The organism is Enterococcus camelliae (assembly GCF_042685105.1).
GTDB classification, from domain to species: domain Bacteria; phylum Bacillota; class Bacilli; order Lactobacillales; family Enterococcaceae; genus Enterococcus_G; species Enterococcus_G camelliae.
This window is the reverse complement of record NZ_JBHUMO010000043.1, coordinates 17,936-43,649: the sequence shown is the minus strand read 5'-3', so window position 1 is coordinate 43,649 and position 25,714 is coordinate 17,936. Positions and strand designations below refer to the sequence as shown.

Here is a 25,714-nt window from a genome sequence, read left to right as displayed (position 1 = left end):
AGGGCAATCATGGAAGAAGCATATTTAGCGCTAGGACGCAAACTATTGGCAGAGGGAAATTTGAAATCAGATCGCACGGGTACCGGTACAAAAAGTATTTTTGGTCACCAAATGCGTTTTGATCTAGGACAAGGGTTTCCACTGTTGACAACCAAACGGGTGCCATTTGGACTGATAAAAAGTGAACTCCTGTGGTTTATCAAAGGGGATACCAATATTCGTTACTTATTGGAGCACAAGAATCATATTTGGGATGAATGGGCTTTTGAGAAATATGTCAAAAGTGACTCCTATCATGGACCGGATATGACGGATTTTGGACGTCGTAGCTTGGAAGATGAACCCTTTAATGAAGTGTATCAACAAGAGTTGGCTCATTTTTGTGAACGCATTATTCAAGATGACGTATTTGCAAAAGAATTTGGCGATTTGGGTCATATTTATGGGTACCAATGGCGCCATTGGAATACGGTTCAAGGTGGATTTATTGATCAATTAAAGGAAGTTATTCAGCAAATTAAGCAAAACCCTGATTCAAGACGCCTGATTGTTTCTGCATGGAATCCCGAGGACGTACCCACTATGGCCTTACCTCCTTGTCATACGATGTTCCAATTCTATGTGTTTGACGGAAAATTAAGTTGTCAATTGTATCAACGGAGTGCCGATGTATTCTTAGGTGTTCCCTTCAATATTGCCAGTTATGCCTTATTAACACACTTGATTGCACATGAGACAAATCTCCAAGTTGGTGAATTTGTTCATACTTTAGGTGATGCGCATTTGTATACGAATCATTTCGAACAAATGAGGGAGCAATTAACTCGTGAGGTTCGGTCAGCACCCACGTTACAATTAAATCCTGACAAGCAGTCAATTTTTGATTTTGAAGTGGAAGATATCACCCTTGAAGGATATCAGCCACACCCAGCAATTAAAGCACCGATTGCGGTGTAGGAAGGAAGATAGTAGATGCTTATCGCGCTATGGGCACAAGATGAGAAGGGATTAATCGGGAATCACGGGACTTTGCCGTGGCATTTACCGAATGATTTGAAATTTTTTAAAGAACAAACGTTGAATCATGCGATTGTGATGGGAAGAAAAACCTTTGAAGGAATGGGACGGAAAACGTTACCGAAAAGAACCTCCATTGTCTTAACAAGTGACACCTCTTACCAAGCTCCTGAGAATGTACGCGTGATGCACAGTCGGCAAGAACTTTTAGATTATGTCACAACTACCGATGATCCAGTGTTTTTAATTGGTGGTGCGGGTGTATTTGCAAGCTTGCTTAGTGAATGCACTGCTTTATACCGTACAGTGATTGAAGCGAGTTTTGAAGGGGATGTTTATTTTCCAGAAGAGCAAATTGACTGGAATGAATGGACATGTACCAAAATCATTCCCGGAGTCGTGGATGAAGCGAATCTTTATCCACATCGCTTTGAGTTTTATCATCGTAACTAAACGAAAAGGACAGCTACTCTCGCAGAGAAATAGCTGTCCTTTTGGATTGTTACGTAAAAAATAGAATTGAAAAATAGATTAAGCCAGCTCCTAGCATCACAAAAAGGTGCCAGACAACATGCATAAAGCGCACATTCTTTATGCTGTAAATAACTGCACCAAGCGTATAGGAAACACCACCGAAAAACAATAGCAATGTTCCTGATAATCCAAGCGAATGAATTAATTGGGGGGCAGTTAGCAAGCAAAGCCAACCCATAATAACGTAGATGGCCGTTGAAACTTTTGAGACCGATTGTTGTTTGTGCAAAGTGAGCGATTTGTAGGTTATCCCAATAATCGCCATGACCCAAATGACCGAAAACAAAGTCCAACCTTGCCAACCACCGATACTGAGCAAACAATAGGGCGTATAGCTACCAGCTATTAGTAAATAGATTGATGCATGGTCAAATACTTGAAAGACTTTTTTTGCTTTGGTAAAAATCAAACTATGAAAGAGAGTTGAGAAGAGAAAAAGTAAAATCATCATGGAACCATATAATGCATAAGAAACGACATGCATAGGAGAATGGAGATGTGCCCCCTTAACGAGTAAAATGACGAGTCCAGCGATACTTAGTCCAAGACCAATCCCGTGGGTACACGCGTTTAGAACTTCATTAACAATCAGATACGTTCGTGTAAATTTCGGTGTTTGCATAAAAAATCATCCTCTACATTGCTTGTAAGAAAAAAGGTGAAAAAACAGTAGTTGTCTGTTATACTAACTTTATATAGCGCCTATCTGTAGTGTACACGAAAATGGGCTTTTTTTAAAGAGAGAGTGAACTTAGATGCGAAAAGTTAAAATTGTAACTGATTCATCTTGTACGATGGAAAAAACAACGCGAGATGAATTGGAAATTCATGTTGTTCCTTTGTCAGTCATGATTGATGGTGTCCTCTACATTGATGACGATCAATTGTCGGGTGAAAAATTTATGAGCATGATGAAAGCTGCCAAGGAATTGCCAAAAACCAGTCAGCCACCGATAGGAAAATTTGTTGAACTGTACGACGAATTAGGTGCAGACGGCAGTGAAATCTTATCCATTCATATGACCAAAGGATTGAGTGGGACGGTTGAAGCAGCAAGACAGGCAAGCAACCTTTCTAAAAGTAAGGTGACCGTCGTTGAAACTGACATGACGGATCAAGGCTTATCTTTTCCAGTTATTCGTGCCGCTGAGTTAGCGAAAGAAGGCAAAACATTAGAAGAAGTGTATGCCGAAATGGAAAATGTGTTAAAGCATACGCGTTTGTTTATCGGGCTATCCACGCTAGAAAATCTAGTTAAGGGTGGTCGAATCAGTCGAGCGACAGGGATTTTATCTAATTTATTAAATATACGAGTAGTGATGGAGTTCCGAAACTCTGAGCTAGTTCCTGTGATTAAAGGCCGTGGCGCAAAAACGTTTAATAAATGGTTTGAAGAGTTGAAAGAAGAATTAAAGCATGTTCCTAATGTGAAGCAAATTGGGATTTCCTATGCAGGTGGGTATGAACAAGTGGTCAAATTCCGAGATGAACTAAAAAAACTATTTCCTACTATGCATATTCCATTGCTGCAAACAACACCAATTATCGCAACTCATACTGGTGAAGGTGCCTTTGCGGTTATGTACTATAGTGGCGAATAAGCTCACTGATTTGTATCAGCTATCAATGATTAAGATAGAAGGAGGCTCTTTGTCAAATCGGACTGATAGGTTCACCAATGAACATCGGAAGAGGGGAGGAAACTCTTTTTCCGGTGTTTTTTTATTTGTAGGTAATGAGACCATTAAGCAAGAAAATTCGCGTACGCATATTGGAGAAATCACGGAAGCCATATGCGACTCGTTTTAACGTTTTGATGTGCGTATGTAGGTTCTCTAAGCGATCGTTGGAATAAGGCTGGGTAAAAGCGAGACGAATCCCGCTTTCATAGGTAAAGAACGCTTTTTTAACCTGCTGTAGTTCTTTGGGCAGCTCTTTGAGCTGAGAGTGAAGCAGTTGAAAGAACTGCTCACTGTCCTTGTCGCGATAAGCGGACAGGAGTTCTTGATAATAGCTGTAAGCGGCCTTCAATTCAGGAGAAATAGCAAGTAGACGATCAACCACTTCTGTTTCTGTTAAATAGCTCCAATTGAAATTTCGACGTTTTTTGAAGGTCATGAAATCCAACTTGTCTGCTGGTTTTAAAAGTAATTTGTACAAAGATTTTAATTGCCGATAGTATTTGGCTTGTTTTTTATCTTTTGTATTCAGTTGTTTCATCACCCGAATACGCACCTGATTAAAGCCTTTGTTCAAGTGTTGGACAATGTGAAAGCGATCAACGATCGCTTTGGCGTTTGGAAAACATTCCTTCATTAACGAGAAATAAGGAGCGTTCATATCTGTCACAATATAGCGCACTTTCTCCCGCGCTTTACGATCAAAGCGCATAAAATAAGCGACTAAATCTTTCTTTTGACGACTAGGGAGTATATCAAATAGCTTCCCAGTTATTCCATCCATACAAGAAAAGGAAAACGTTCCATGATGGGTTGTCAACGAGCGAAATTCATCGAATAATAAGCATTTCGGCAACCAACTTTTCCTTATCTTCGTCTCAAACGCGAGCGATGATAAGGTGCGTTGCACCGTCGTCACGGATATGTGACAATGGTTCGCAATATTTTTCATGGATTGGTTCTTGGTTAATTCCTCAAGTACATGATAATGCACCTGCTTCGAGATAAAACAATGACGATTCACCAAATACGTCTGCGCTGTGAAATACTTGTGACAAGCGCGACAATGATAGCGTTGCTTCTTCAAACGCAAATACGTTTGTTTATTGGCGCAGCGATTTAAAAGAATCATCGAGACTTTCTTGCCATTACGAACAAGAGCTTCACTAGATACTTTGCACAAAGGACAACGATGAAACGTACGAATAAGGGCAGCTTCCGCAAGAATCACTTTTTTCCCCTTGTAGAAGCCCTCCTGACAGCTTAAAATTTCAATATTTTTATCTTTCACTCCAAGGATTTGTTTGATAGAATCAGATGTAGACATACAAAATTTTCCTTTCTAGATAGTGTTAAGGTGATTCTATTCTAACGGAAATATTGTATGTCTTCTATGTTTTTTAAGAAGAAAATAGGACCGATAGAATTTTTTCTATCAGTCCTATAAATTATAGAGCCAGGAAAGTGTATACTTGTATACACTTTTTTTCGAAAATAAGTACTTTGAATGCCTCAAAAACCATCGAATAAACTCCTTGTTTCGTTAGCCATTTACTTTTTGTAAAAGATTCTTGAAATTCGGAGCTATTGGTTGCAATCAAAGCAATTTTTGTTAAGGTAAGAGAAGCAGAGGTGAAAATGATGTCGAAACAAAAGGCAATACTAAGCTGGGTTCTTTTTTTTCTAGTGATAACGGGTGTCTCCTTCTTTTTAACGAGTTGGATGATTCCCAAAGAATCAGGGAGACTCGAGCAAACAGTGAGCAAACAGACCAAGGCAACGAATCAAAAAAAGACGATTCACTACGTTGCAATTGGGGATTCACTCACTCAAGGGGTCGGCGATGAAACGAAGCAAGGGGGCTTTGTTTCGTTGGTAGCCGATAAGATTAAGGACAACTACCAATTGAAAGCTGTTCATGCACAAAATGAAGGGGTAGCTGGAGAGCGCAGCGATCAAATTTTGAAGCGTATTAACCAAAACACGTCTTTACAAAAGGAAATTAGCCAAGCCGATTTTTTAACCGCTACTTTTGGGGGAAATGATTTATTGAAGGTGATTGAAAAGAATTTTCTCTCTCTTTCCGTTAAAAAAATTGAAAAGTCAGAAACGGCCTATCAAAAAAACTCTGAGGCACTTTTGGCACGTCTCAGAGAGTTAAACCCAACGGCTCCTATTTATGTTTTGGGAATTTACAATCCTTTTTACCTAAATTTTTCCGAAATTACAGCGTTACAAACCGTTGTTGATAACTGGAATGATGCGACCGAGCAAGTGGTAAAAGAACAGAAAAACATGTATTTTATTCCGATAAATGATTTATTGTACAAAGGCTTGAATAGTCAAGTAGGAGTTACCAAAAGTACGACGAGTGATTCCCAATCGTCGAGCAGTGCTGCAACGAGTAATTCGATTGAAAACAATGCTCTTTATGAGGGAGATAAATTTCATCCAAATTCAATAGGGTATCAAATTATGGCAAAAGCCGTGAGAAACGAGCTCATTGCAACCAAATCACACTGGTTAATAAAGGAGTAGCAAATGGATAGACAAACAAGAACAAATCAAAATTCTACTGAAAAGAAGTCACCAAAAGGAGAACGGTCTTTTTTTCCAAAAAAGGTCAATGGATGGATGGTTGCTTTTCTTGTGCTGTTGGGCATTGTGCTTGGATCAGGAACAGTAATCATTCAGCGAATCTTTGAGCCAAGAGAAGTGCTAACGACCAATTCTGCCAAATTGGTTGAGCGAGATGGCAATCCGGTAGTAAATATTACCAGTACTAAGAAGCAAGTCAACGAATTAATGGCTTTTTATCTTCAAGAATACAAAGAAAAATCGGGATTAGACTATACCTTCACCTTAGAAAATCAAGCGCTGTTGAATGGGGAGTTTAAAATTTTGGGGATGCCGGTCAATTTTTACTTGTATTTTGATCCATATGTCATGGAGAATGGCAACGTACAGTTAAAAGCCAAAAGCTTATCCATTGGTACGTTAGGGGTACCAATTAAAGAAGTGATGAAAGTCGTGAAGCGAAGCTATAAATTGCCTTCCTGGGTTGAAGTAAAACCTTCAGAGGGCACGGTGCTCATTCGCTTGGATCAATTTCGAATGCAGAATGGCTTGTTTATTAAAGCCGAAAAGATTGATTTAGTTGACGATGAAATCAAAGCAAGTTTATACTTACCTGCATCGAAAGAAAAATAGGAGGAATGAAGATGGAACGCGCAATTTTTGCAGGAGGATGTTTTTGGTGTATGGTTCAACCATTTGATGAACACCCAGGCATCTACTCTGTTGTTTCTGGATACACTGGAGGACACGTACCAAACCCAACCTATGAACAAGTTTGTTCACATACCACAGGCCATACTGAGGCCGTAGAGATACTCTTTGATCCAACCATTATCAGCTATCAAGAGTTGGTAACCATTTATTGGCAACAAACCGATCCAACTGATGCTTTCGGGCAATTTCAAGATCGTGGGGATAATTATCGTCCTGTTATTTTTTACCTCAATGATGAGCAAAAAAAAGTGGCTGAAAAAAGTAAGCAAGAATTAGCTGAAAGTGGTCGTTACAGCCAACCAATCGTCACAACGATTGAACCAGCTCAACCCTTTTATCCAGCGGAAATGTACCATCAAGACTACTATAAAAAACATCCCGAAAACTTTGCACGTAACCATGCCTTGCGTGCAGACTATTTAAAGGAAACATGGGGCAATGACTAGAAGTTTTTATCATTATCTTTTGACTTTACGGGGAAATGACGTTCAGGATGAGTTGCAAGTTTTTGCCCATCACATCGCGCAGGATCACCAATTTCCAAAGCAAAGTGAGGACTATCATGAGCTTTCTAGTTATCTTGAAATGAATACAGATTATCTGTCTACGATGGCAATCTTTGACCAGGCATGGGAGAAGTATGTGGAGAATAATCAAAAGTAATCAAAGAAAATCCAATTCGGTCAGTGAAAGTGAATCGAAGTCGACAAAGGAACTTGTTTGTCGGACGAACATCTAGTTTTTTAACTTGATAGCAAAAAGTGGGCTGCGTCGTCTGTTGATTTTGCCATTGGCAGGCAGACTTGTGTGAAGCCCCTTTTGCTTTTGTTTTGAGCATGGTAGTATAGAAAAGAAAAATGAAATTGTTTGGGGAGAAGGTTACTTGTTTTATGGTTAGGACTGTTTCTTATAAGACGTTCTTGGTATCGATCGTGGCTACGGCAACCCTGTCTTGTGGTTTCATGTATGCTTATACATCTAGTCAAGAGCAAAAAAGATTCCAAGCAACAATTGAAACATCTGAAAAACAAGATGAATTAGGCAAGGTACATGCGCTTTATCAGCTGTTGCAGACTCAGTATTATCAAAAAGTGGACTCGACCAAATTGATTGATGGCGCATTAAAAGGAATGACGGCTGCATTGGGTGATCCATACACCACGTATCTTGAAAAATCGGATGCAGAAGATTTGTCCCAGTCGTTAGCGGATAGTTTTGAAGGAATTGGCGCCACCTTGACCATCGTCGATGGGTTGCCACAGATTTCGCAGGCCCCAATTAAGGAAAGTCCTGCAGAAAAGGGTGGTTTGCGGGCAGGTGATTTTATCCTTTCGGTGGATGGCAAGTCGACTTCTGGAAAATCTTTAACTGAAGTGGTTTCAAGCATTCGTGGCAAAAAAGGTACAGATGTGGCGTTGGTCTTGCAGAGGGGAACAGAGCAATACTCTGTTACGCTGACACGCGATACGATTCCAATGACCACTGTAACTTATTCCACAGAGAAAGACAGCCCAACCGTTGGTAAAATTGTCGTCAGCACCTTTGCAGAGAAAACAGCAAGTGACTTCCAAAAGGCGATAGAGGCCCTTCGAAAAGAAGGTGCAACATCTTTTGTAATTGATTTGAGACAAAACCCAGGAGGACTGCTTGATCAAGTTGAAAAAATGGCTAGCATGTTTTTGGCTGACCAAAAAACTATTTTGCAATTAGAAGATCGTACTGGGGCAATCGAAAAAGTTGTGGCCTCACATGAATTGGATCAAGGGGTTAAAGTCACTGAGCCAACAGTCGTTTTGGTTGACAAAGGAAGTGCTTCAGCTTCTGAAATTTTTGCGGGAGCAGTGAAAGAATCGGCGGCTATTCCTTTAGTGGGGACGAAAACCTTTGGTAAAGGGACGGTTCAAACCGTTAGTCAATACCAAGATGGCAGTGAAGTCAAATTAACCATTAAAAAATGGCTAACGCCGAAGAAAGAATGGATTCATGAAAAAGGCATCACGCCATCATACGAAGTGGATTACCCAGCGTTTGTCTATGCGACACCGATACCCACTGATACGCAAATGCAATTGGGCTTAGAATCGACGGGAGTGAAAAGTTTAAATACGTACCTTGAGGGCTTGGGTTATCAAACACCTGGCACCATCTATACGGTAGCAACACAAAATGCAGTCAAGGATTTCCAACAAAAACACCATCTCTCAGTGACCGGTATGGTGGATAAGAAAACCGCAGAGGCAATTTCGCAGGCTGCCGCTGAACAGTTAAAGACTTCCGATCAAATGATGAAAAAAGCAATTGATTTACTAAAAAAATAGCAAGAAGGGAAAGCTGACCATGAAAAAATCATTCAAATTTGATACATTTTGGCTTTATGTGAAGTATGCACTTTTAGCTTTTGCAATCGCAATCGTGGTCAGAGGCTTCTTGTTGATTCCGATTCAGGTGGAAGGAAAATCAATGCAATCAACACTCAACAAAAATGATTGGGTGGTAGTGGAAAAAGTTACGAATATCCGTCGTTTTGATATTGTGGTGTTTCGATTGCCTGATGGGAATACGTATATTAAGCGGGTCATTGGTTTACCTGGTGAGTCAATTGAGTATGTCAATGACCAATTATTTATCAATGGGTCGCGGGTGAATGAACCATTTCTCATTGAAAATCGAACAAAAATACATGATAAAAATTCTTATACAAATAATTTTTCTATAAAGGAACTTTTGGATGTCAAAAAATTGGGGAAGGACAGTTACTTTGTGATGGGTGATAACCGCCGTATCTCAAAGGACAGTCGTTCGTTTGGTGCAGTATCGGCCGATGAAATTATCGGGAAAGCTGTGTTTGTTTATTACCCAATCAGGAATATTCAATGGGTGCATGAATAGGGAGGAAAAGCAATGGCAATTCAATGGTTTCCTGGGCATATGGCCAAGGCCAGGAGAGAAGTAGGCGAAAAAATAAAATTTGTTGATCTGGTTTTTGAATTGGTGGATGCACGTCTACCACTATCTTCGCGCAATCCAATGTTGGATCAGATTGTTCAACATAAGCCACGAATCATTTTATTAAATAAGGCTGATTTAGCAGATGAAGGACAGACAAAAAAATGGATCAATTATTTTGAATCATTGGGATACCCTGCTCTTGCATGCAATGCAAAAGAAGCGAATACAACGAAGGCAATTTTAGCCAAAGCCAAGCATACGTTACAGGAAAAACGAGCTCGTGATCGGGAGCGAGGAATCCAACCTCGAGCCATTCGCGCGATGGTGTTGGGTATTCCGAATGTCGGAAAATCGACCATCATGAATCGATTGGTTGGGAAAAAAATTGCCCAAACTGGCAACAAACCCGGAGTGACAAAAGGCCAGCAGTGGCTAAGGGTCGGTAATGAGTTGGAGCTTTTAGATACACCGGGGATTCTGTGGCCGAAATTTGAAGATCAAGAAATCGGGAAAAAACTCGCCCTCACTGGAGCAATTAAGGATCAGTTATTGCATCTGGATGATATTGCCCTTTATGGTCTTGAGTTTTTCGCCACGTTCTATCCTGGGAGAATCAGTCAAAGGTATGGTCTGTCATCAACGGATGAACAGCTGACAGCGCCAGATTTACTGATGGATTTAACCAAAAAAATGGGATTTCGTGAAGATTATGAACGAGCAAGCGAGCGTCTGTTGTTAGAAATTCGTCAAGGCAAGCTTGGTCGATTTACCTTGGATCGGGTAGAAGATCTGGAAAGTGAGTCGAATCATGAGACAGTCCATTGAAGAGATTCGCCATTTTTTTCAAAGCAATCCAATGGTTTCTGAAGCAGAATTGGCTAAATTCGCTGCAGATGAACGCAAAGGTGTCCAAAAGTTGGTACAGCAATATGAAAAAGCACAGCACAAAAAACAGGTACTACGCGACCAATTTGCGAGAATGTCTGAATTTGAACAACTGGCACGTGCCCAAGGAGCGCGCGCCATTGCTGGAATTGACGAGGTCGGACGTGGACCGTTGGCAGGTCCTGTTGTGGCTGCTGCCGTGGTTTTACCAGCAGATGCTCTGCTTTTAGGGCTAAATGATTCAAAGCAACTAAGTGAAGCACAAAGAGAAGCGCTGTTTGTCGCGATTGAAGAGCAAGCAATTGCCATTGGTATAGGTGTGATTTCACCCCAAATCATTGATGAAGTGAATATTTATGAAGCCAGTAAATTAGCAATGATAGAGGCCGTCCAAAAACTGGCGGTGCCGGCTGATTATTTATTAATCGATGCGATGGTTCTACCAGTAAATCTCCCGCAAGAAAAATTGATTAAAGGTGATGCGCGGTCGAATTCAATTGCGGCCGCAAGTATTATTGCAAAAGTCACGCGGGACCGCATGATGACCGCATATGCACAAGAATATCCGGGCTATGATTTTGAACACAATGCAGGTTATGGAACCGCGAAGCATCTAGCTGCTCTAGCATCAAAGGGTATCACACCTATTCATAGAAAAAGTTTTGCACCAGTAAAAAAATATTGCTAACCCCCTCCTTTTTACGTAGTTATTTATGAATAACTAGGTGAAAGGGAGTCTTTTTATGCAACAGAAGGTTTCGCTAGAACGAAAATTATTACTGAAATTGGCGTTATGTGAGGGGATTGGTCTGGTTGGCAAGCAGCGAATTTTGCAAGTATCACAAGAGTTGGGGACAACCGAGTTTACGGTTCATGAATTATGTCAAATATCCCAATTAACAAAAACAAAGGTTCAGTTTCAGAAAAATTGGCTAAAGTTAACCGACGATTGGGTAGAGGAACAGGCTCATAAGCAAAAATTTATTACCCTTTTAGATGAGGCATATCCCAGTCAATTAAAGCAAATAGCCTATCCACCACAAGTATTGTTTTATGAAGGACAACTAGCTTTACTGAATCACACACGTCTAATTGGGTTTGTTGGTGCTCGTGAAGCGACACCTTATGCAAAGGCGGTTATTCATGAATTATTGCCACCGTTAGTTGATGCAAATGTTGTCATTGTTAGTGGTCTGGCTAAAGGCGTCGATCAATGGAGCCACCGAGCAACGATTGTAAGCGGTGGGCATACAATTGGAGTGATTGGGACTGGCTTGGATTGCTGCTACCCTCGTGAGTCTTTTCCTACCTTCTCCGAAATGAAGCACCATCATTTGGTTATCACGGAGTATCCGCTGGGTACACCCCCGCGCAGGCATCATTTTCCCATGCGTAATCGTATTATCGCAGGATTATCAGATGGAGTGGTGGTCATCGAAGCCAAAGAAAAAAGTGGCGCTTTGATTACGGCTCAATTGGCGATGGAGTTTGGAAAAGATGTTTTTGCTGTCCCAGGCGACATTTTATCTAGGCAATCGCAGGGCTGTCACCAATTAATCATGGATGGTGCAAGTTGTACAACTGACAGTAAAATGGTGTTGGACGAGGTTCATTTTTTTCGGGGAAATGAGTAAGAGAAAATAAAAACAATGGCGCTATTCTTGACAAACAGATTTCTAATAGATATGATAGGCTACGATTTATCGCTATGAGTAAGTGGTCCATTATATAGTAGAAATTTTTTAGGAAGGAGCCATTTTTTTATGGCCTATAAATACTTAGTTATTGTTGAATCACCCGCTAAAGCCAAAACGATTGAGAAATATCTTGGAAGAAATTACAAAGTTGTCGCAAGTGTGGGACATATCCGCGATTTACCAAAAAGTAAAATGGGGATTGACGTTGAGCACAACTATGAACCACATTATATTTCCATTCGAGGAAAAGGGGACATCATCAAGAATTTACGCAGTGCAGCTAAAAAAGCTCAGAAAGTGTATCTTGCGAGTGACCCGGATAGAGAAGGGGAAGCTATTGCGTGGCATCTGGCTTTCTTATTGGGGTTAAATCTCAATGATAAAAACCGGGTAGTGTTTAATGAAATTACCAAAGATGCAGTCAAAGCCGCATTTAAAGAACCACGTTCCATTGATTTGGATTTAGTCGATGCCCAACAAGCTCGTCGTATCTTAGATCGCCTTGTCGGGTATTCAATTAGTCCCATTTTATGGAAAAAAGTGAAAAAGGGCTTAAGCGCTGGCCGGGTACAATCGGTTGCTTTAAAAATGATTATTGATCGAGAAAACGATATTCGCCGTTTTCAACCGGAAGAATATTGGAGTATTGATGGTAATTTTAAAAAGGAAAAGAAAAAATTTAAAGCCAATTTTTGGGGAATCGATGGCAAAAAACGCAAATTAAGTACCGCAGCTGATGTCAAAGAAGTCACCCAAAAGATTACGTCCAAAGATTATGATGTAACAAAAGTGGAAAAACAAGAGCGCAAACGCAACCCTGCAGAACCATTCACAACGAGTAGCTTGCAACAAGAAGCGGCTCGCAAGTTAAATTTCCGTACAAGAAAAACCATGATGGTTGCGCAACAGTTGTATGAAGGGATTTCCCTTGGCAAACAAGGAACAGTCGGATTGATTACCTACATGCGTACCGATTCAAAACGAATTGCTGACTCAGCCAAACAGGAAGCTGCTACCTTTATCGATGAGACTTATGGCAAGGAATTTGCCGCCCATTCGAATAAAGCAGTAAAAAATGTTCAAGGAGCTCAAGATGCGCATGAAGCCATTCGTCCGTCAAGCGTTCTTCGGACACCTGAAGAAATGGAAAACTATCTAGATAAAGACCAATTGAAACTGTATCGGTTGATTTGGTCGCGATTTGTGGCTAGTCAAATGAAACCAGCTATTTTGGATACGATGAAAGTAACGCTCGTACAAAATGGGGTGACCTTTATCGCCAATGGTTCAAAAATAAAATTCCAAGGGTTTATGAAAGTGTATGTTGAGGGACGAGATGATGGCAAAGAGGACAAAGAGAATATCTTACCAGAGTTAGTTGTAGGAGATGTGGTTCAATCCGTTGACATTGAGCCTAAACAGCATTTTACGCAACCACCCGCACGTTATAGTGAAGCAACACTTATTCGAACCTTGGAAGAAAATGGAGTTGGACGCCCTTCAACCTATGCGCCAACGCTTGATACAATTCAACGAAGATATTATGTGAAATTGGCGCAAAAACGCTTTGAGCCAACCGAACTCGGTGAAATTGTGAATAGCTTAATTGAAGAATTTTTCCCGAAAATTGTGGATAGTCATTTCACTGCCGAAATGGAGAAAGATTTGGATAGTGTGGAAGAAGGGAAAGAGCAATGGGTAACCGTTGTAGACCGTTTCTATCGACCATTTGAAACAGAGCTAACGAAAGCGGAAGAAGGTATCGAAAAGATTCAGATTAAGGATGAACCAGCTGGGTTTGATTGTGAGCTCTGTGGTCATCCAATGGTTATCAAGCTTGGAAAATATGGTAAGTTTTATGCATGTAGTAATTTTCCCGAATGTCGCAACACAAAGCCAATTGTCAAAGAAATTGGTGTGGAATGTCCGGTCTGTCATCAAGGCCAAGTAATCGAACGTAAATCAAAGAAAAATCGTATTTTTTATGGTTGTAGTAATTATCCAACGTGCGAATTTACCTCTTGGGATAAACCAGTTGGACGTAGTTGCCCGAAATGTGAGCATTACTTAGTTGAGAAAAAAGTCAAAGGTGGCAAACAGGTCATCTGTCCTGAAGGCGATTATGAAGAAGCAGTCCAAAAATAGGCGATGAAAGGAATTTTCTATGGAATTTGTAAATGTTATTGGTGCAGGGCTTGCAGGAAGTGAAGCAGCTTGGCAAGTTGCTCAAGCGGGCGTGCCTGTACATCTATACGAAATGCGGCCAATCAAATCAACTGAAGCCCATCATACGGGGAATTTTGCAGAGCTCGTTTGTTCCAATTCCCTGCGAGGAAACAGCTTGGCTAATGCCGTTGGTGTATTAAAGGAAGAAATGCGACGCTTAAATTCAGTCGTGATTACTTCAGCGGATCAAACAGCGGTACCCGCCGGCGGAGCATTGGCAGTTGATCGCGACTCTTTTTCAGAACTTATAACCAAACGTGTGAAGGAGCATCCACTTGTGACGGTGATTAGTGAGGAAATCACGTCCATACCGGAAGGCTTGACTATTATTGCCACAGGACCGTTAACATCCGCTCCATTGGCACAGGCGATTCGGTCGTTTAATGGCTCAGACGGTTTTTATTTTTATGATGCTGCTGCACCAATTATTGATAAAAATTCAATTGATATGGATAAGGTATACCTAAAGTCCAGATATGACAAAGGGGAAGCAGCCTATCTGAACTGTCCAATGACCAAAGAAGAGTTCGAGGCCTTTCGTGAAGCCTTGATTCAAGCCGAAGTAGCTCCTTTAAAAGAGTTTGAACAAGAAAAATATTTTGAAGGGTGCATGCCCATCGAAGTAATGGCCAACCGGGGGCCAAAGACGATGCTATTTGGCCCGATGAAACCAGTAGGGTTAGAAGATCCTAAAACAGGGAAAAGACCGTATGCCGTTATCCAATTGCGTCAAGACAATGCGGTCGCTTCGCTTTACAATATCGTTGGCTTTCAAACTCACTTAAAATGGGGCGAACAAAAGCGTGTTTTTCAAATGATTCCTGGATTGGAACAGGCGGAAATTGTTCGTTATGGTGTGATGCATCGAAATAGCTTTATGAATTCACCTGAGTTATTGCAACAGACGTATCAATCACGCTTACGCGATGATTTATTTTTCGCTGGTCAAATGACAGGTGTGGAAGGCTATGTGGAGAGTGCAGCCAGTGGATTAGTAGCAGGGCTTAATGCCGCACGATTGGCAAAAGGATTGGAACCAATCATTTTCCCACAAGAAACTGCAATTGGCTCAATGGCGTATTATATTACACATGCATCTGGCAAACATTTTCAACCAATGAATGCCAATTTTGGTTTGTTCCCCGAATTGCCGGAACGCATTCGTGACAAAAAGAGCCGTTACGAAGCATTGGCAACAAGGGCTTTGGATTCACTAGAAAAAGTAACCACCGGCGTAGAGTAGCTGCCTGGTTTAAATTATAGGAACTACATTCATGAGTAATCATCATGCGAAAATAGGTTGCACGACTAAAAAGAGTTGTTTGCACTATTTGGAGGGGATGGTTACTCATGAATTTTTTGGTTGCCAACCGTTTCGTTGTATTTTCTAGGTCTTAAGATGGATTTTTTAGATAACCCTTGTCAGTTAACCACCTGTACGATATGATGAATTCATAGAAAGGATAGGGATGGACGATGATCGAGCAAGTCATGAATTCGCTTAACCAGTTAACAGATTCGGCAAGATATGGCGCGTACATCATTCTAATTTTGACTGCACTAATTCTTTGCTATTTTCTATTTTCGTTATTGTTGGCACCATTGATGTACCTTTACAATCGGCTGACGGACAAAAACAAATCAAATGTTGAAAAACAAACAGATTTTGTTATTGGGGAGTTAACGGAAAAAATTAGTGGACATTCATTTGGAGAAGTTCGTGAAATAGGTAGCGGAGGTGCCTCAAGTGTTTATCCAGCACGTTTCTATCGGGATGAGGATCAACGAAGCCAGCAAATTTTACCAGTCGGTACCAAAGTTTTAATTATTGATTTTGATGATCGAGGCGTGGCGTTAGTTGTGAAAGCCAATCATTTATAAGGAGATGAAAGAGAATGGTATTTGATTTAGTAGGTAGTCCTATTTTTTGGATAGTTTTGTTTGTTTTAGCAATTGTGATTTTTTTAATGATTCGTTATCGGATTGGAAAGCCCGATGAAGCACTGATTGTGACGGGGTCATTTTTAGGAAAAGATGGTATTAAGATTTTAAAAAATAGCGGGACATTTGTTATTCCAATCGTGCAAAAAGCACACACATTGAGTTTATTAACGCACAAGTTGGAAATTGGGACACCAGAGGTTTATACCGAACAAGGTGTTCCAATTAAAGCCAGTGCAACTGTTTTGGTAAAAATTGGAAATAGTGTGGAAGCCATTAAAACAGCTGCTGAACAGTATCTCGGAAAATCAACCGCTGAGCTAGAAGATGAAGCACAAGAAGTCTTAGAAGGCCATTTACGAGCAATATTGGGAACGATGACTGTGGAGGCTATCTACAAAAACCGTGATGACTTTGCAGAACAAGTGCAAGAAGTTGCTTCAACGGACTTGCGTAAAATGGGCTTGGAAATCGTTTCGTTTACCATCAAGGATGTTAGTGATCCTAATGGGTACCTAGAAGCTTTGGGCCGTCCCCAAATTGCAGAAGTTAAGAAGAATGCAGAAGTTGCTGAGTCTAACGCGCTTAGAGAAACGCGAATTAAACAAGCTGCAAATGAGCAGTTGGCGCAACAAGAAGAAATTCGACGTCGAACAGAGATTGCGGAAGCAAATAAAGACATGGCATTAAAAGAAGCGCAATACAAACAAGAACGTGAAGTAGCCGATGCCAAAGCAGAACAAATTGCTGTGGTTGAAAAAATGAAAGTAAACTTGATTGAACAAGACAAAAATATTGAAATTCAATCCAAGCAAGCTGAATTAACCGAAAAGGAATTGACAGCGACATTAAGAAAGAAAGCCGAAGCCGACAAATATGTTGTTGAACAACAAGCTTTAGCGGACAAAGCTCGTGAAATTGCCCGAGCAGAGGCGGATGCTGAAAAAGTTCGGTTAGCTGCTCAAGCAGAGTCAGAAAGAATAGCCAAAATTGGGGAAGCCGAATCAGAAAAAATCGTCAAAATCGGGCTTGCTGAAGCGGAAAGTCAAGAAAAAATGGCAGTTGCTTTGCAAAAACTCAATGAAGCTGGGGTGTTAATCGAATTTATTAAGGTATTACCAGCTATTGCCAAAGAAGTGAATGCACCAATTAGTAACATTGATAAAATTGTTAGTTTTGGAAATGGTGATGGTGTTCATGAAATGGGTCAAGCAGGTTTGGCTAGAACCTTTGAAACAATTAAAGAAACAACCGGTTTGGACCTAGTGACGCTAATCAATGACTCGATGGCTGTTAACAAAGGCAACAAAGAGTTAGTTGAAGCAATTAAAGAACATCATGCTGACTCAAAACAAGCAGCACCGAACGAAGTAGACGAATAAGCAAAATAAAAACAGTTTGGCAATGATATGCTCCCTCTATATAGGACACTGAAATATAACAGTCCTTTATAGGGGGAGCATATCAGTATGAATTCCAAGCTGTTTTATTATGAGTTTTTTTTCATGTAATTCTTAGACATTTTTCTAAATTGTAACCAAATGGTGAACAATTTATTAAATTCTGACAATTTATTTGTTTTTTCTGAAACCATATGCTACATTCTAAGCAATCGGATAGCTATCAAATCGATGTTAGAAAGAATAACAAGTAAAGTGGATGAGTGAGAATGAAAAAAGAACCGTCAAATGAGCAACTACAATCAAATAGTCCATTGTCGATTCAGTGGTTTGATGAATTTTCACAGTATCTAATTGTTGAAAGAGGCTATTCTGAAAAAACGCAAGCGGCATATGCAGAGGATTTTTTTCAATTTCTAGACTTTTTAGAACAATCTGGTAGCCGTGATTTTTTAACGATTGATTACCGCGATGTTCGAATCTATTTAAGCTTTTTAAACGATCAGAACTATAGCCGCAATAGTATTAGTCGAAAAATAGCAAGTTTACGCTCGTTTTATCAGTTCTTATTAAAGCGGACAATCATCAGTGAGAATCCATTTGCTTATGTTCATTTGAAGAAAAAAAATCAAAAATTGCCACGCTTTTTTTATGAAGACGAATTGCAATTATTGTTTGATAGTGTTCAAGGGGATGCGCCTCTTGATCAAAGAAATCTGGCTTTACTGGAGATTCTTTATGGATGTGGGCTGCGGGTAAGTGAGTGTGCCGCGATAACTTTGTCTTCGATTGATTGGGAACATCAAATTCTTTTGGTTTATGGGAAAGGCAAAAAAGAAAGAATTGTCCCGTTTAACCAACATACCAAACAAGCAATGATTCGGTATCTTCAAGATGGTCGAAATGTGTTGCTTGCGACTGCGCAAAAGGAATATGATGCTTTGTTTCTCAATCATTTAGGTGCGCCTTTAACACCAACTGGCATCGAATATATTCTAGACCAATTGCTAAAGAAAAGTCAGTTGGACAGTGACATTCACCCTCATAAATTGCGGCATACCTTTGCGACGCATTTGCTAAACAATGGTGCGGATATGCGAACCGTTCAAGAATTACTTGGGCATGCCAATCTCTCTACAACGCAAATTTATGCCCATGTAACCAAGGAATCGTTACAAAAAAATTATCGAAAATTTCATCCAAGAGCATGAAAGAGGAGGACAATCATGAAATCAATGTTTCATTCAACTACAATCTGTGCCGTCGAAAAAGATGGTAAATTCGCGATGGCTGGGGACGGTCAGGTGACAATGGGCGAACAAATTGTCATGAAAGGAACGGCTAGAAAAGTCCGTCGCATTTACAACAATCAAGTGGTGGTAGGATTTGCTGGCAGTGTTGCTGATGCATTTACATTAGAAGAAAAATTTGAAGGAAAACTAAATGAATACAATGGTAATTTAACCAGAGCGGCTGTCGAATTAGCGCAAGAATGGCGTACGCAACAGTCAATGCAAAAATTGGAAGCGATGTTAATCGTTATGAATGAAAAAGAAATGCTACTTGTTTCTGGAACAGGTGAGGTGATTGCACCGGACGATGGTATTTTAGCAATCGGATCAGGTGGTAATTATGCGTTATCCGCTGCGAGAGCGATGAAGGCTTACGGATCTGATGCGCTTAGTGCCAAAGAAATTGCTGAAAATGCCTTAAACATCGCCGCTGATATTTGCGTTTTTACCAATCATAATATTATTGTTGAGGAGTTTTAAGATGAATCAAGAAAAAACACCAAAAGAAATTGTTGAAGAGTTAGATGCCTATATTATTGGTCAACAAAAGGCCAAAAAATCGGTAGCCGTGGCGTTGCGTAATCGGTACCGTCGTTTGCAATTAGATGAAAAGATGCAGCATGAGGTTACCCCAAAAAATATTTTAATGATTGGGCCAACTGGAGTGGGAAAAACAGAAATTGCTCGTCGTTTGGCAAAAATTGTATCTGCGCCTTTTATTAAAGTCGAAGCAACAAAATTTACGGAAGTAGGCTATGTTGGCCGTGATGTCGAATCAATGGTTCGAGATTTAGTCGAAAACGCCATCCAAATTGTCCGAAAAGAACAATACAGCAACGTTTACCAACAAGCAGAGAAAAAGGCCAATCGTCGCTTGGTAAAAGCACTTGTTCCAGGCATTAAAAAAGAACAAAAACAAAGCAATAATCCTTACGAACAGATGATGAACATTTTTAATACAGCCAATCAACCTGTCGAAGAGCCCAAAGAAGAATTGACAGATGAAATTCGTTCGAATCGCCAAGCTATTTTTGAACAGCTCGAACGTGGCGTATTGGACAATCGAGAAGTCACCATCAAAATTGATGAACCAAAAACACAAGCAGCCCCAATGAATAATGGTTTGGAACAAATGGGTATCGATTTAAATGAAACACTGGGGGCATTAAAACCAAAGAAAAAAATTGAACGCACACTTACGGTGAAAGAAGCCCGTGAATTGCTAATTCAAGAAGAATCTTCGAAATTGGTCAATGATGCGGATATTCATAGTGCCGCATTGAAGTTGACTGAATCAAGTGGCATCATTTTTATTGATGAAATTGATAAAATTACGTCAAAATCTCAAAGCAACTCGGGTGAAGTCTCAAGAGAAGGTGTTCAACGAGACATTTTACCAATTGTGGAAGGATCACAAGTTAATACCAAATACGGTTCTCTCCAAACAGATCATATTTTATTTATCGCTTCAGGTGCGTTTCATTTGTCGAAGCCAAGCGATCTTATCCCTGAATTACAAGGACGTTTTCCAATTCGCGTAGAACTAGATGATTTGACTGCGGAGGATTTTGTCAAAATTTTAACGGAACCCAATAACGCGCTCGTCAAACAATATATTGCGCTGCTAGATACGGAACATGTTACCGTTATTTTCACGCAAGAAGCAATTGAACGGATTGCACAAATTGCTTACCAAGTGAATCAGGAAACGGATAACATTGGCGCAAGACGGTTGCATACTATTTTAGAAAAACTTTTAGAAGACTTATTATTTGAAGCTTCCGATATGCAAATGGCCGAGATTACGATTACTGAGGCGTATGTGAATGAAAAATTGAATGATATTGCGCAAGATGAAGATTTAAGTCGCTATATCTTATAAGGAGGAGCAAAATGGGTACGTTATTAGAAAAAACAAGACAAATCAATGAATTGTTGCAACAAAAGAACACCTTTAATATGAAATCCGACCTACCTTATAATCAGATGGCGTTAATTTTAGGAGATATTCTAGACAGCAACGCCTACATTATTAGTAGTGACGGTAGCTTGCTTGGCTTTAATGAAAAACATGATGTCAACAATGATCGTGTGAAAAACATGTTGGTAGAAAAGCAATTCCCTAAATCGTATACCGATACAGTGGATCATTTAGGGAGTACGCTTGCAAATATCCCCATCAGCAATGATATGACTGCTTTCCCAGTTGAGAGCCGGGAAATATATCCGAATGGGCTGACAACAGTGGTGCCAATTTATGGTGCAGGAGAACGGTTGGGCACGATTATTCTTTCTCGTATTGATGAATCTTTTAGTGAGGATGATTTGGTTCTGGCAGAATACAGTGCAACCGTTGTAGGCATGCAGTTCCTTTATCAGCAATCGCGTTCGATTGAGGAAGATGTCCGAAGTGTAACGGCTGTTCAAATGGCGATTGGAACATTGTCTTATAGTGAACTGAAAGCAGTTCAAGCTATTTTTGAAGCCTTAGACGGGGATGAAGGACGACTAACGGCTTCGAATGTAGCAGATAAGATTGGCATTACGCGATCTGTGATTGTCAATGCCCTTAGAAAGCTAGAGTCAGCCGGAATCATCGAGTCTCGTTCACTGGGAATGAAAGGGACATATCTAAAAATAATAAACCAACGATTTAAAGATGAATTAGAAAAAATGTAGGATTTAAAAAGAAAAAGGGATAGGGGGGAACAACAGGAGTTATGGTGGTAGTCATTTTAGAAAACGAACAGTATCGGGCAGAACTTGCGACGCTTGGGGCAGAATTGCAGCATTTGGTTGCAAAAAAAACAGGCATTGAATATATTTGGCAAGCAGATCCAAAACATTGGGGAAGGCATGCACCCATTTTATTTCCAATTGTAGGGGCATTAAAAAACAATCACTATCATTATCAAGGGCAGACGTATGAACTTCCTCGCCATGGCTTTGCAAGGGACAAAGAATTTCAAGTGGTTTCTCAGACACGTTCAAAAGTCACTTTTCGACTGGTTGATGATGAAACCACTCGCTTGGTCTATCCTTTTTCATTTCAGTTAGAGGTGTGCTATGAGCTGAAGGATAATCAGTTGACCGTTTCCTATCAAGTGTATAATAGTGGGAACGAATGCATGCTATTTTCAATAGGAGCACATCCCGCATTTCGTGTTCCTTTGGATGAAGAATTAGCTTTTTCAGATTATTTTTTGACCGCTTTTCCTGCAAAATCTAGGACAACACTTCCATTAGTAGGGAATTTTATTGATTACTCGAATCGAACGCTCGGTCAAACCAACGCGCCAATTGCCTTCAATCAGGCGTTATTTGCCAATGATGCCTTGATTTATGAAACGAAAGGCCATAACGAATGGACCATTCAATCAGAAAAATCACCGCATAAAGTGACTGTTTCCTATGAGGGCTTTCCTTACGTTGGCGTATGGTCTACTTACCCAGTAGCATCTGACTTTGTTTGTATTGAACCTTGGTATGGTATAGCGGATACTGTTGATGCATCAGGCAATTTGGCGGACAAAAAGGGAATTTGCCGACTTGATCCGAACCAATTATTTGAAGCAGCTTACCATATTTCTGTCAGTTAGTTATTTTTGCTCTCAATCGTAAAAAATCCGAATAAGGAGAGTCCAGCAAGTGACTTTCTTTGTTTGCTGATTGTAAAAAGGAAGCTAGATAATTAAAGAAGTCATTGTGCTACAGTCAAGATAGTTCTGTCTCTGTTTTAAAAGAAGCAAATTTAGTGTATCGTTTTAGCCAAGTTACTTCTAACGTGTATCGATTTCTTAAAGCTGGTGGCAATGCAAAATGTTCGTGCAAACTATCTTAAAAAAATTTGGTGTTGTCGCTCGCTTCGAGTAACAACACCAAATTTTTTAGCTCTTTTTTAGGATTCTTTTTTTTTCGCTTGCAAGCCAAAAGATATCTTGCTTTCGGTTCCGTTTTTGATGCGTTGAATGTTGTCTTTGTGTCGATAAAAAATAAAAATTGTGACACCGATAGCAATCACAGTTAGTAACCAATTGTGATTAGGTAAAATGGCAGGGACCCAGTATGGTAAAATGATTGTTGAGAGGGTAATTAAAACGGCAGCAATCATGCTTGTCAAACTAACTGTACTAGTAAGAAAGAGTAAAATGACAAATAGGGTGGCGGAATAAAGAAAAAAGATGGGATTGTACGCCAATAACATCCCTGCACTGGTAGCAACAGCTTTCCCACCCTTAAAGTTTGCAAAAATGGGGAAGGTATGACCCAAAATTGCTCCCACGCCAAACCATAATGGGTTGACTGCTGTGCTGTGAAACAGAGTTGGTAACAAGGTTGCAATGGTTCCTTTTAGAATGTCCATGAATAAAACGATAATGCCTGCTTGTTTTCCTAATACGCGAAAGGTATTTGTGGTTCCCGTGTTGCCACTGCCGAATTGGCGAATGTCTTTTTTGTAAAAGAGTTTGCCAATCCAAACGCCTGAGGGAATCGATCCCAGAAGGTAGGCAGCTATAAATAATAAACTAATTTTTAACATAATTTCGCTCCTTATCTCTAAGGCAGATTTTATCATGAAAAGCTGTTTCTAACAATTTATCCTCAATTTTTTTTTCAAAAATATTCTTTACAAAATCACGAGATAAACGGATTGTCTTTTTTTTTTAATTTAGATAGAGTATGATAATAGATGTTGCGAAATTTTTAAAAGATGAAGGAGAGCTGACTTTGGCAAAAAAATCCAATGAATATAATGATGCTTCCATCCAAGTGCTAGAAGGCTTGGAAGCTGTTCGCAAGAGACCAGGAATGTATATTGGATCGACGGATTCTCGTGGTTTGCATCATCTCGTTTATGAAGTCGTCGATAATGCAGTGGATGAAGCCCTCTCTGGATATGGCGATGAAATTAAGGTCATTATCCATAAAGACAATAGCATCAGTGTCCAAGACTTTGGTCGCGGCATGCCAGTTGGAATGCACACGTCAGGAATTCCGACCGTGGAAGTTATTTTCACTGTGCTGCACGCTGGAGGGAAATTTGGTCAAGGTGGATACAAAACCTCTGGTGGTTTGCATGGTGTCGGAGCCAGTGTTGTCAATGCTTTATCGGAATGGTTGGAAGTAACAATTGTCCGCGATGGCATAAAATATATGGAACGTTTTGTCGCCGGTGGGCATCCTGAGGGCACATTAAGAAAGATTGGCAAAACAAAAGAAAAAACGGGGACAACGGTTCGTTTTCTACCAGACAAAGGCATTTTTTCTACCACTAAATTTTCGTATGATATTTTAGCGGAAAGATTGCGCGAATCGGCCTTTTTGCTACGTGGTGTGAAAATTTTTTTGGTTGATCAACGAGAAGCGGATGAAAAGGTCGCTGTTTTTCATTACGAAGAGGGAATCAAAGAATTTGTCCAGTACTTAAATGAGGAAAAAGACGCGCTAACACCTATTATTTATTTTTCTGGGGAAAAAGAACAAATTGAAGTGGAAGTAGCGTTCCAATACAATGATGGCTTTTCTGAGACCATCTTGTCCTTTGTTAATAATGTTCGAACCAAAGATGGAGGCACGCACGAAGCTGGAATGAAAGCTGCACTTACCAAGGCGTTTAATGAGTACGCTCGCAAGGTTGGTCTATTAAAAGAAAAAGATCGAAACCTTGAAGGCAGTGATTTTAGAGAAGGCTTGGCCAGCGTTTTATCAATTCGAGTACCAGAGCACTTGCTCCAGTTTGAAGGACAAACGAAAGAAAAACTAGGGACACCCGCTGCTCGGACTGCTGTGGACGCGGCCATCAGTGAACAGTTAGGCTTTTATTTACAAGAAAATAATGAGACGAGTCAATTGTTAATTCGTAAAGCAATTAAGGCCCGTGAAGCCCGAGAAGCCGCTCGCAAAGCGCGTGAGGAAAGCCGCAATGGTAAGAAAAAGAAAAAAGGCGAATCCTTGCTTTCAGGCAAATTGACCCCAGCCCAGTCGAAAAATCCGAAGAAAAATGAGTTGTATCTGGTAGAAGGAGATTCTGCAGGGGGTTCTGCCAAGCAAGGACGAGACCGCAAATTTCAAGCCATTTTGCCTTTGCGAGGGAAAGTTATCAATACGGAAAAAGCCAAGATGCAGGATATCTTAAAAAATGAAGAGATTAACACCATGATTTATACAATCGGTGCGGGTGTTGGTCCAGAATTTTCCCTTGAAGATTGTAACTACGACAAAATCATTATTATGACCGATGCGGATACGGACGGTGCGCACATCCAGGTGCTGTTGCTGACGTTCTTCTATCGTTATATGAAACCACTAATTGAAGCCGGAAAAGTCTATATTGCCTTGCCGCCTTTATACAAAGTATCAAAAGGACTGGGGAAAAAGGAAGTCATTGAATACGCATGGACAGATGAGGAATTACAATCGGTTATCGATAAAGTGGGGCGTGGCTATATTTTGCAACGCTACAAAGGTCTTGGGGAAATGAATGCCGATCAATTGTGGGAAACAACCATGGATCCAGAAACACGAACGCTTGTTCAAGTTCGAATTGATGATCCTGCTCAAGCAGAACGACGTGTCACTACACTAATGGGAGACAAAGTTGAACCGCGCAGAAAATGGATAGAAAGCCATGTTCAATTTTCTCTGGAGGAAGATGGAAGCATTCTTGATTCAGTCGAGGAGAAGAAGGAAGTCGAACAGAGCAATCGCTCAACAGATGCTTATGGAGAAATAAGTTTATTTGAAGAATAGGAGCTGATTTCTTGGAAAAAAAACACGCCATTCAAGAATTAACATTAGAAGAA

25 protein-coding genes are annotated in these 25,714 nt (G+C 40.3%); 22 read left to right on the top strand and 3 right to left on the bottom strand.

Translation table 11 applies throughout. The features are described from left to right. Positions 1-9: 9 nt before the first annotated feature. Both ACFSR0_RS06740 and ACFSR0_RS06735 read left to right on the top strand, forming a co-directional pair. Positions 10-957, top strand: a complete 948-nt coding sequence (locus ACFSR0_RS06740; RefSeq protein ID WP_379981166.1) for a thymidylate synthase — start codon at positions 10-12, stop codon at positions 955-957. Positions 958-972: 15 nt separating this feature from the next. Then, entirely contained in the window at positions 973-1,470 is a 498-nt protein-coding gene (locus ACFSR0_RS06735; RefSeq protein ID WP_379981164.1) for a dihydrofolate reductase, read from the top strand. A 49-nt stretch (positions 1,471-1,519) separates the two neighbouring features. On the opposite strand, the gene trhA is transcribed toward ACFSR0_RS06735, so the two are convergent. After that, entirely contained in the window at positions 1,520-2,173 is a 654-nt protein-coding gene (trhA, locus tag ACFSR0_RS06730) for a PAQR family membrane homeostasis protein TrhA (RefSeq protein WP_379981162.1), read from the bottom strand. Between the two features lie 133 nt (positions 2,174-2,306). Between trhA and ACFSR0_RS06725 the strand changes: the two genes are divergently transcribed. Next, positions 2,307-3,152, top strand: coding sequence for a DegV family protein (locus tag ACFSR0_RS06725; RefSeq protein ID WP_379981160.1), 846 nt, complete (start codon positions 2,307-2,309; stop codon positions 3,150-3,152). 121 nt (positions 3,153-3,273) lie between these two features. Here the strand turns inward: ACFSR0_RS06725 and ACFSR0_RS06720 are convergent, their stop codons facing one another. Continuing rightward, positions 3,274-4,557: an ISL3 family transposase gene (locus ACFSR0_RS06720; RefSeq protein WP_379981158.1), complete on the bottom strand. Its 1,284-nt coding sequence runs from the start codon at positions 4,555-4,557 to the stop codon at positions 3,274-3,276. 314 nt (positions 4,558-4,871) lie between these two features. Between ACFSR0_RS06720 and ACFSR0_RS06715 the strand changes: the two genes are divergently transcribed. The 18 genes from ACFSR0_RS06715 (at position 4,872) to ACFSR0_RS06630 (ending at position 22,510) form a co-directional block, all read left to right on the top strand. After that, complete coding sequence (locus tag ACFSR0_RS06715; RefSeq protein ID WP_379981156.1) at positions 4,872-5,768, top strand: SGNH/GDSL hydrolase family protein; 897 nt, start codon at positions 4,872-4,874, stop codon at positions 5,766-5,768. A gap of 3 nt (positions 5,769-5,771) precedes the next feature. Then, the gene (locus tag ACFSR0_RS06710) at positions 5,772-6,440 is read left to right on the top strand and encodes a YpmS family protein (RefSeq protein ID WP_379981154.1); all 669 of its coding nucleotides are present in this window, start codon (positions 5,772-5,774) and stop codon (positions 6,438-6,440) included. Between the two features lie 11 nt (positions 6,441-6,451). Next, a complete protein-coding gene (gene msrA, locus ACFSR0_RS06705; protein WP_379981152.1) occupies positions 6,452-6,967 on the top strand; it encodes a peptide-methionine (S)-S-oxide reductase MsrA in 516 nt (171 codons plus the stop codon). Continuing rightward, a complete protein-coding gene (locus ACFSR0_RS06700; protein WP_379981150.1) occupies positions 6,960-7,184 on the top strand; it encodes a YozE family protein in 225 nt (74 codons plus the stop codon). The genes msrA and ACFSR0_RS06700 overlap by 8 nt, the downstream gene beginning before the upstream one ends. A gap of 227 nt (positions 7,185-7,411) precedes the next feature. Then, positions 7,412-8,839 (top strand): S41 family peptidase, encoded by a 1,428-nt coding sequence (locus ACFSR0_RS06695; protein ID WP_379981148.1) that lies wholly within the window; start codon positions 7,412-7,414, stop codon positions 8,837-8,839. Positions 8,840-8,858: 19 nt separating this feature from the next. Then, a complete protein-coding gene (gene lepB, locus ACFSR0_RS06690) occupies positions 8,859-9,410 on the top strand; it encodes a signal peptidase I (protein ID WP_379981146.1) in 552 nt (183 codons plus the stop codon). A 12-nt stretch (positions 9,411-9,422) separates the two neighbouring features. Next, positions 9,423-10,295: a ribosome biogenesis GTPase YlqF gene (gene ylqF / locus ACFSR0_RS06685; protein ID WP_379981144.1), complete on the top strand. Its 873-nt coding sequence runs from the start codon at positions 9,423-9,425 to the stop codon at positions 10,293-10,295. After that, positions 10,279-11,043 (top strand): ribonuclease HII, encoded by a 765-nt coding sequence (locus tag ACFSR0_RS06680; protein ID WP_379981256.1) that lies wholly within the window; start codon positions 10,279-10,281, stop codon positions 11,041-11,043. Before ylqF ends, ACFSR0_RS06680 begins: the two co-directional genes overlap by 17 nt. 55 nt (positions 11,044-11,098) lie before the next feature. Next, positions 11,099-11,989 (top strand): DNA-processing protein DprA, encoded by an 891-nt coding sequence (gene dprA, locus ACFSR0_RS06675; RefSeq protein ID WP_379981142.1) that lies wholly within the window; start codon positions 11,099-11,101, stop codon positions 11,987-11,989. A gap of 129 nt (positions 11,990-12,118) precedes the next feature. Next, positions 12,119-14,197 (top strand): type I DNA topoisomerase, encoded by a 2,079-nt coding sequence (gene topA / locus ACFSR0_RS06670; protein WP_379981140.1) that lies wholly within the window; start codon positions 12,119-12,121, stop codon positions 14,195-14,197. A gap of 19 nt (positions 14,198-14,216) precedes the next feature. Next, on the top strand, positions 14,217-15,521 hold the full coding sequence (trmFO, locus tag ACFSR0_RS06665; protein WP_379981138.1) for a methylenetetrahydrofolate--tRNA-(uracil(54)-C(5))-methyltransferase (FADH(2)-oxidizing) TrmFO: 1,305 nt from the start codon (positions 14,217-14,219) through the stop codon (positions 15,519-15,521). Between the two features lie 233 nt (positions 15,522-15,754). Further along, the gene (locus tag ACFSR0_RS06660) at positions 15,755-16,159 is read left to right on the top strand and encodes an NfeD family protein (protein WP_379981136.1); all 405 of its coding nucleotides are present in this window, start codon (positions 15,755-15,757) and stop codon (positions 16,157-16,159) included. 14 nt (positions 16,160-16,173) lie between these two features. After that, positions 16,174-17,601: a flotillin family protein gene (locus tag ACFSR0_RS06655; protein ID WP_379981134.1), complete on the top strand. Its 1,428-nt coding sequence runs from the start codon at positions 16,174-16,176 to the stop codon at positions 17,599-17,601. Between the two features lie 287 nt (positions 17,602-17,888). Then, positions 17,889-18,830, top strand: coding sequence for a tyrosine recombinase XerC (gene xerC, locus ACFSR0_RS06650; protein ID WP_379981132.1), 942 nt, complete (start codon positions 17,889-17,891; stop codon positions 18,828-18,830). Between the two features lie 12 nt (positions 18,831-18,842). Continuing rightward, positions 18,843-19,391 (top strand): ATP-dependent protease subunit HslV, encoded by a 549-nt coding sequence (gene hslV, locus ACFSR0_RS06645; protein WP_379981254.1) that lies wholly within the window; start codon positions 18,843-18,845, stop codon positions 19,389-19,391. Between the two features lies 1 nt (position 19,392). After that, on the top strand, positions 19,393-20,793 hold the full coding sequence (hslU, locus tag ACFSR0_RS06640) for an ATP-dependent protease ATPase subunit HslU (RefSeq protein WP_379981130.1): 1,401 nt from the start codon (positions 19,393-19,395) through the stop codon (positions 20,791-20,793). An 11-nt stretch (positions 20,794-20,804) separates the two neighbouring features. Beyond that, positions 20,805-21,590 carry a GTP-sensing pleiotropic transcriptional regulator CodY gene (gene codY, locus ACFSR0_RS06635; RefSeq protein WP_379981128.1) on the top strand — a complete coding sequence of 262 codons (786 nt, stop codon included), beginning with the start codon at positions 20,805-20,807 and terminating at the stop codon, positions 21,588-21,590. A gap of 44 nt (positions 21,591-21,634) precedes the next feature. After that, entirely contained in the window at positions 21,635-22,510 is an 876-nt protein-coding gene (locus ACFSR0_RS06630) for an aldose 1-epimerase family protein (protein WP_379981126.1), read from the top strand. Positions 22,511-22,809: 299 nt separating this feature from the next. Here the strand turns inward: ACFSR0_RS06630 and plsY are convergent, their stop codons facing one another. After that, positions 22,810-23,451: a glycerol-3-phosphate 1-O-acyltransferase PlsY gene (gene plsY / locus ACFSR0_RS06625; RefSeq protein ID WP_379981124.1), complete on the bottom strand. Its 642-nt coding sequence runs from the start codon at positions 23,449-23,451 to the stop codon at positions 22,810-22,812. A gap of 188 nt (positions 23,452-23,639) precedes the next feature. Here plsY and parE point away from each other — a divergent pair, with 188 nt between their 5' ends. Further along, on the top strand, positions 23,640-25,661 hold the full coding sequence (gene parE / locus ACFSR0_RS06620; RefSeq protein ID WP_379981122.1) for a DNA topoisomerase IV subunit B: 2,022 nt from the start codon (positions 23,640-23,642) through the stop codon (positions 25,659-25,661). Positions 25,662-25,714: the final 53 nt, after the last annotated feature.

Bases quoted from the DNA above. Each gene is read 5' to 3' on its own strand.
- ACFSR0_RS06655 (WP_379981134.1), top strand. From the start codon at position 16,174: ATGGTATTTGATTTAGTAGGTAGTCCTATTTTTTGGATAGTTTTGTTT.
- topA (WP_379981140.1), top strand. From the start codon at position 12,119: ATGGCCTATAAATACTTAGTTATTGTTGAATCACCCGCTAAAGCCAAA.
- msrA (WP_379981152.1), top strand. From the start codon at position 6,452: ATGGAACGCGCAATTTTTGCAGGAGGATGTTTTTGGTGTATGGTTCAA.
- ACFSR0_RS06740 (WP_379981166.1), top strand. From the start codon at position 10: ATGGAAGAAGCATATTTAGCGCTAGGACGCAAACTATTGGCAGAGGGA.
- hslU (WP_379981130.1), top strand. From the start codon at position 19,393: ATGAATCAAGAAAAAACACCAAAAGAAATTGTTGAAGAGTTAGATGCC.
- dprA (WP_379981142.1), top strand. From the start codon at position 11,099: ATGCAACAGAAGGTTTCGCTAGAACGAAAATTATTACTGAAATTGGCG.
- ACFSR0_RS06715 (WP_379981156.1), top strand. From the start codon at position 4,872: ATGTCGAAACAAAAGGCAATACTAAGCTGGGTTCTTTTTTTTCTAGTG.
- ylqF (WP_379981144.1), top strand. From the start codon at position 9,423: ATGGCAATTCAATGGTTTCCTGGGCATATGGCCAAGGCCAGGAGAGAA.
- codY (WP_379981128.1), top strand. From the start codon at position 20,805: ATGGGTACGTTATTAGAAAAAACAAGACAAATCAATGAATTGTTGCAA.
- trhA (WP_379981162.1), bottom strand. From the start codon at position 2,173: ATGCAAACACCGAAATTTACACGAACGTATCTGATTGTTAATGAAGTT.
- ACFSR0_RS06725 (WP_379981160.1), top strand. From the start codon at position 2,307: ATGCGAAAAGTTAAAATTGTAACTGATTCATCTTGTACGATGGAAAAA.
- ACFSR0_RS06700 (WP_379981150.1), top strand. From the start codon at position 6,960: ATGACTAGAAGTTTTTATCATTATCTTTTGACTTTACGGGGAAATGAC.
- ACFSR0_RS06660 (WP_379981136.1), top strand. From the start codon at position 15,755: ATGATCGAGCAAGTCATGAATTCGCTTAACCAGTTAACAGATTCGGCA.
- ACFSR0_RS06710 (WP_379981154.1), top strand. From the start codon at position 5,772: ATGGATAGACAAACAAGAACAAATCAAAATTCTACTGAAAAGAAGTCA.
- xerC (WP_379981132.1), top strand. From the start codon at position 17,889: ATGAAAAAAGAACCGTCAAATGAGCAACTACAATCAAATAGTCCATTG.
- trmFO (WP_379981138.1), top strand. From the start codon at position 14,217: ATGGAATTTGTAAATGTTATTGGTGCAGGGCTTGCAGGAAGTGAAGCA.
- plsY (WP_379981124.1), bottom strand. From the start codon at position 23,451: ATGTTAAAAATTAGTTTATTATTTATAGCTGCCTACCTTCTGGGATCG.
- ACFSR0_RS06695 (WP_379981148.1), top strand. From the start codon at position 7,412: ATGGTTAGGACTGTTTCTTATAAGACGTTCTTGGTATCGATCGTGGCT.
- ACFSR0_RS06720 (WP_379981158.1), bottom strand. From the start codon at position 4,557: ATGTCTACATCTGATTCTATCAAACAAATCCTTGGAGTGAAAGATAAA.
- lepB (WP_379981146.1), top strand. From the start codon at position 8,859: ATGAAAAAATCATTCAAATTTGATACATTTTGGCTTTATGTGAAGTAT.
- ACFSR0_RS06680 (WP_379981256.1), top strand. From the start codon at position 10,279: ATGAGACAGTCCATTGAAGAGATTCGCCATTTTTTTCAAAGCAATCCA.
- ACFSR0_RS06735 (WP_379981164.1), top strand. From the start codon at position 973: ATGCTTATCGCGCTATGGGCACAAGATGAGAAGGGATTAATCGGGAAT.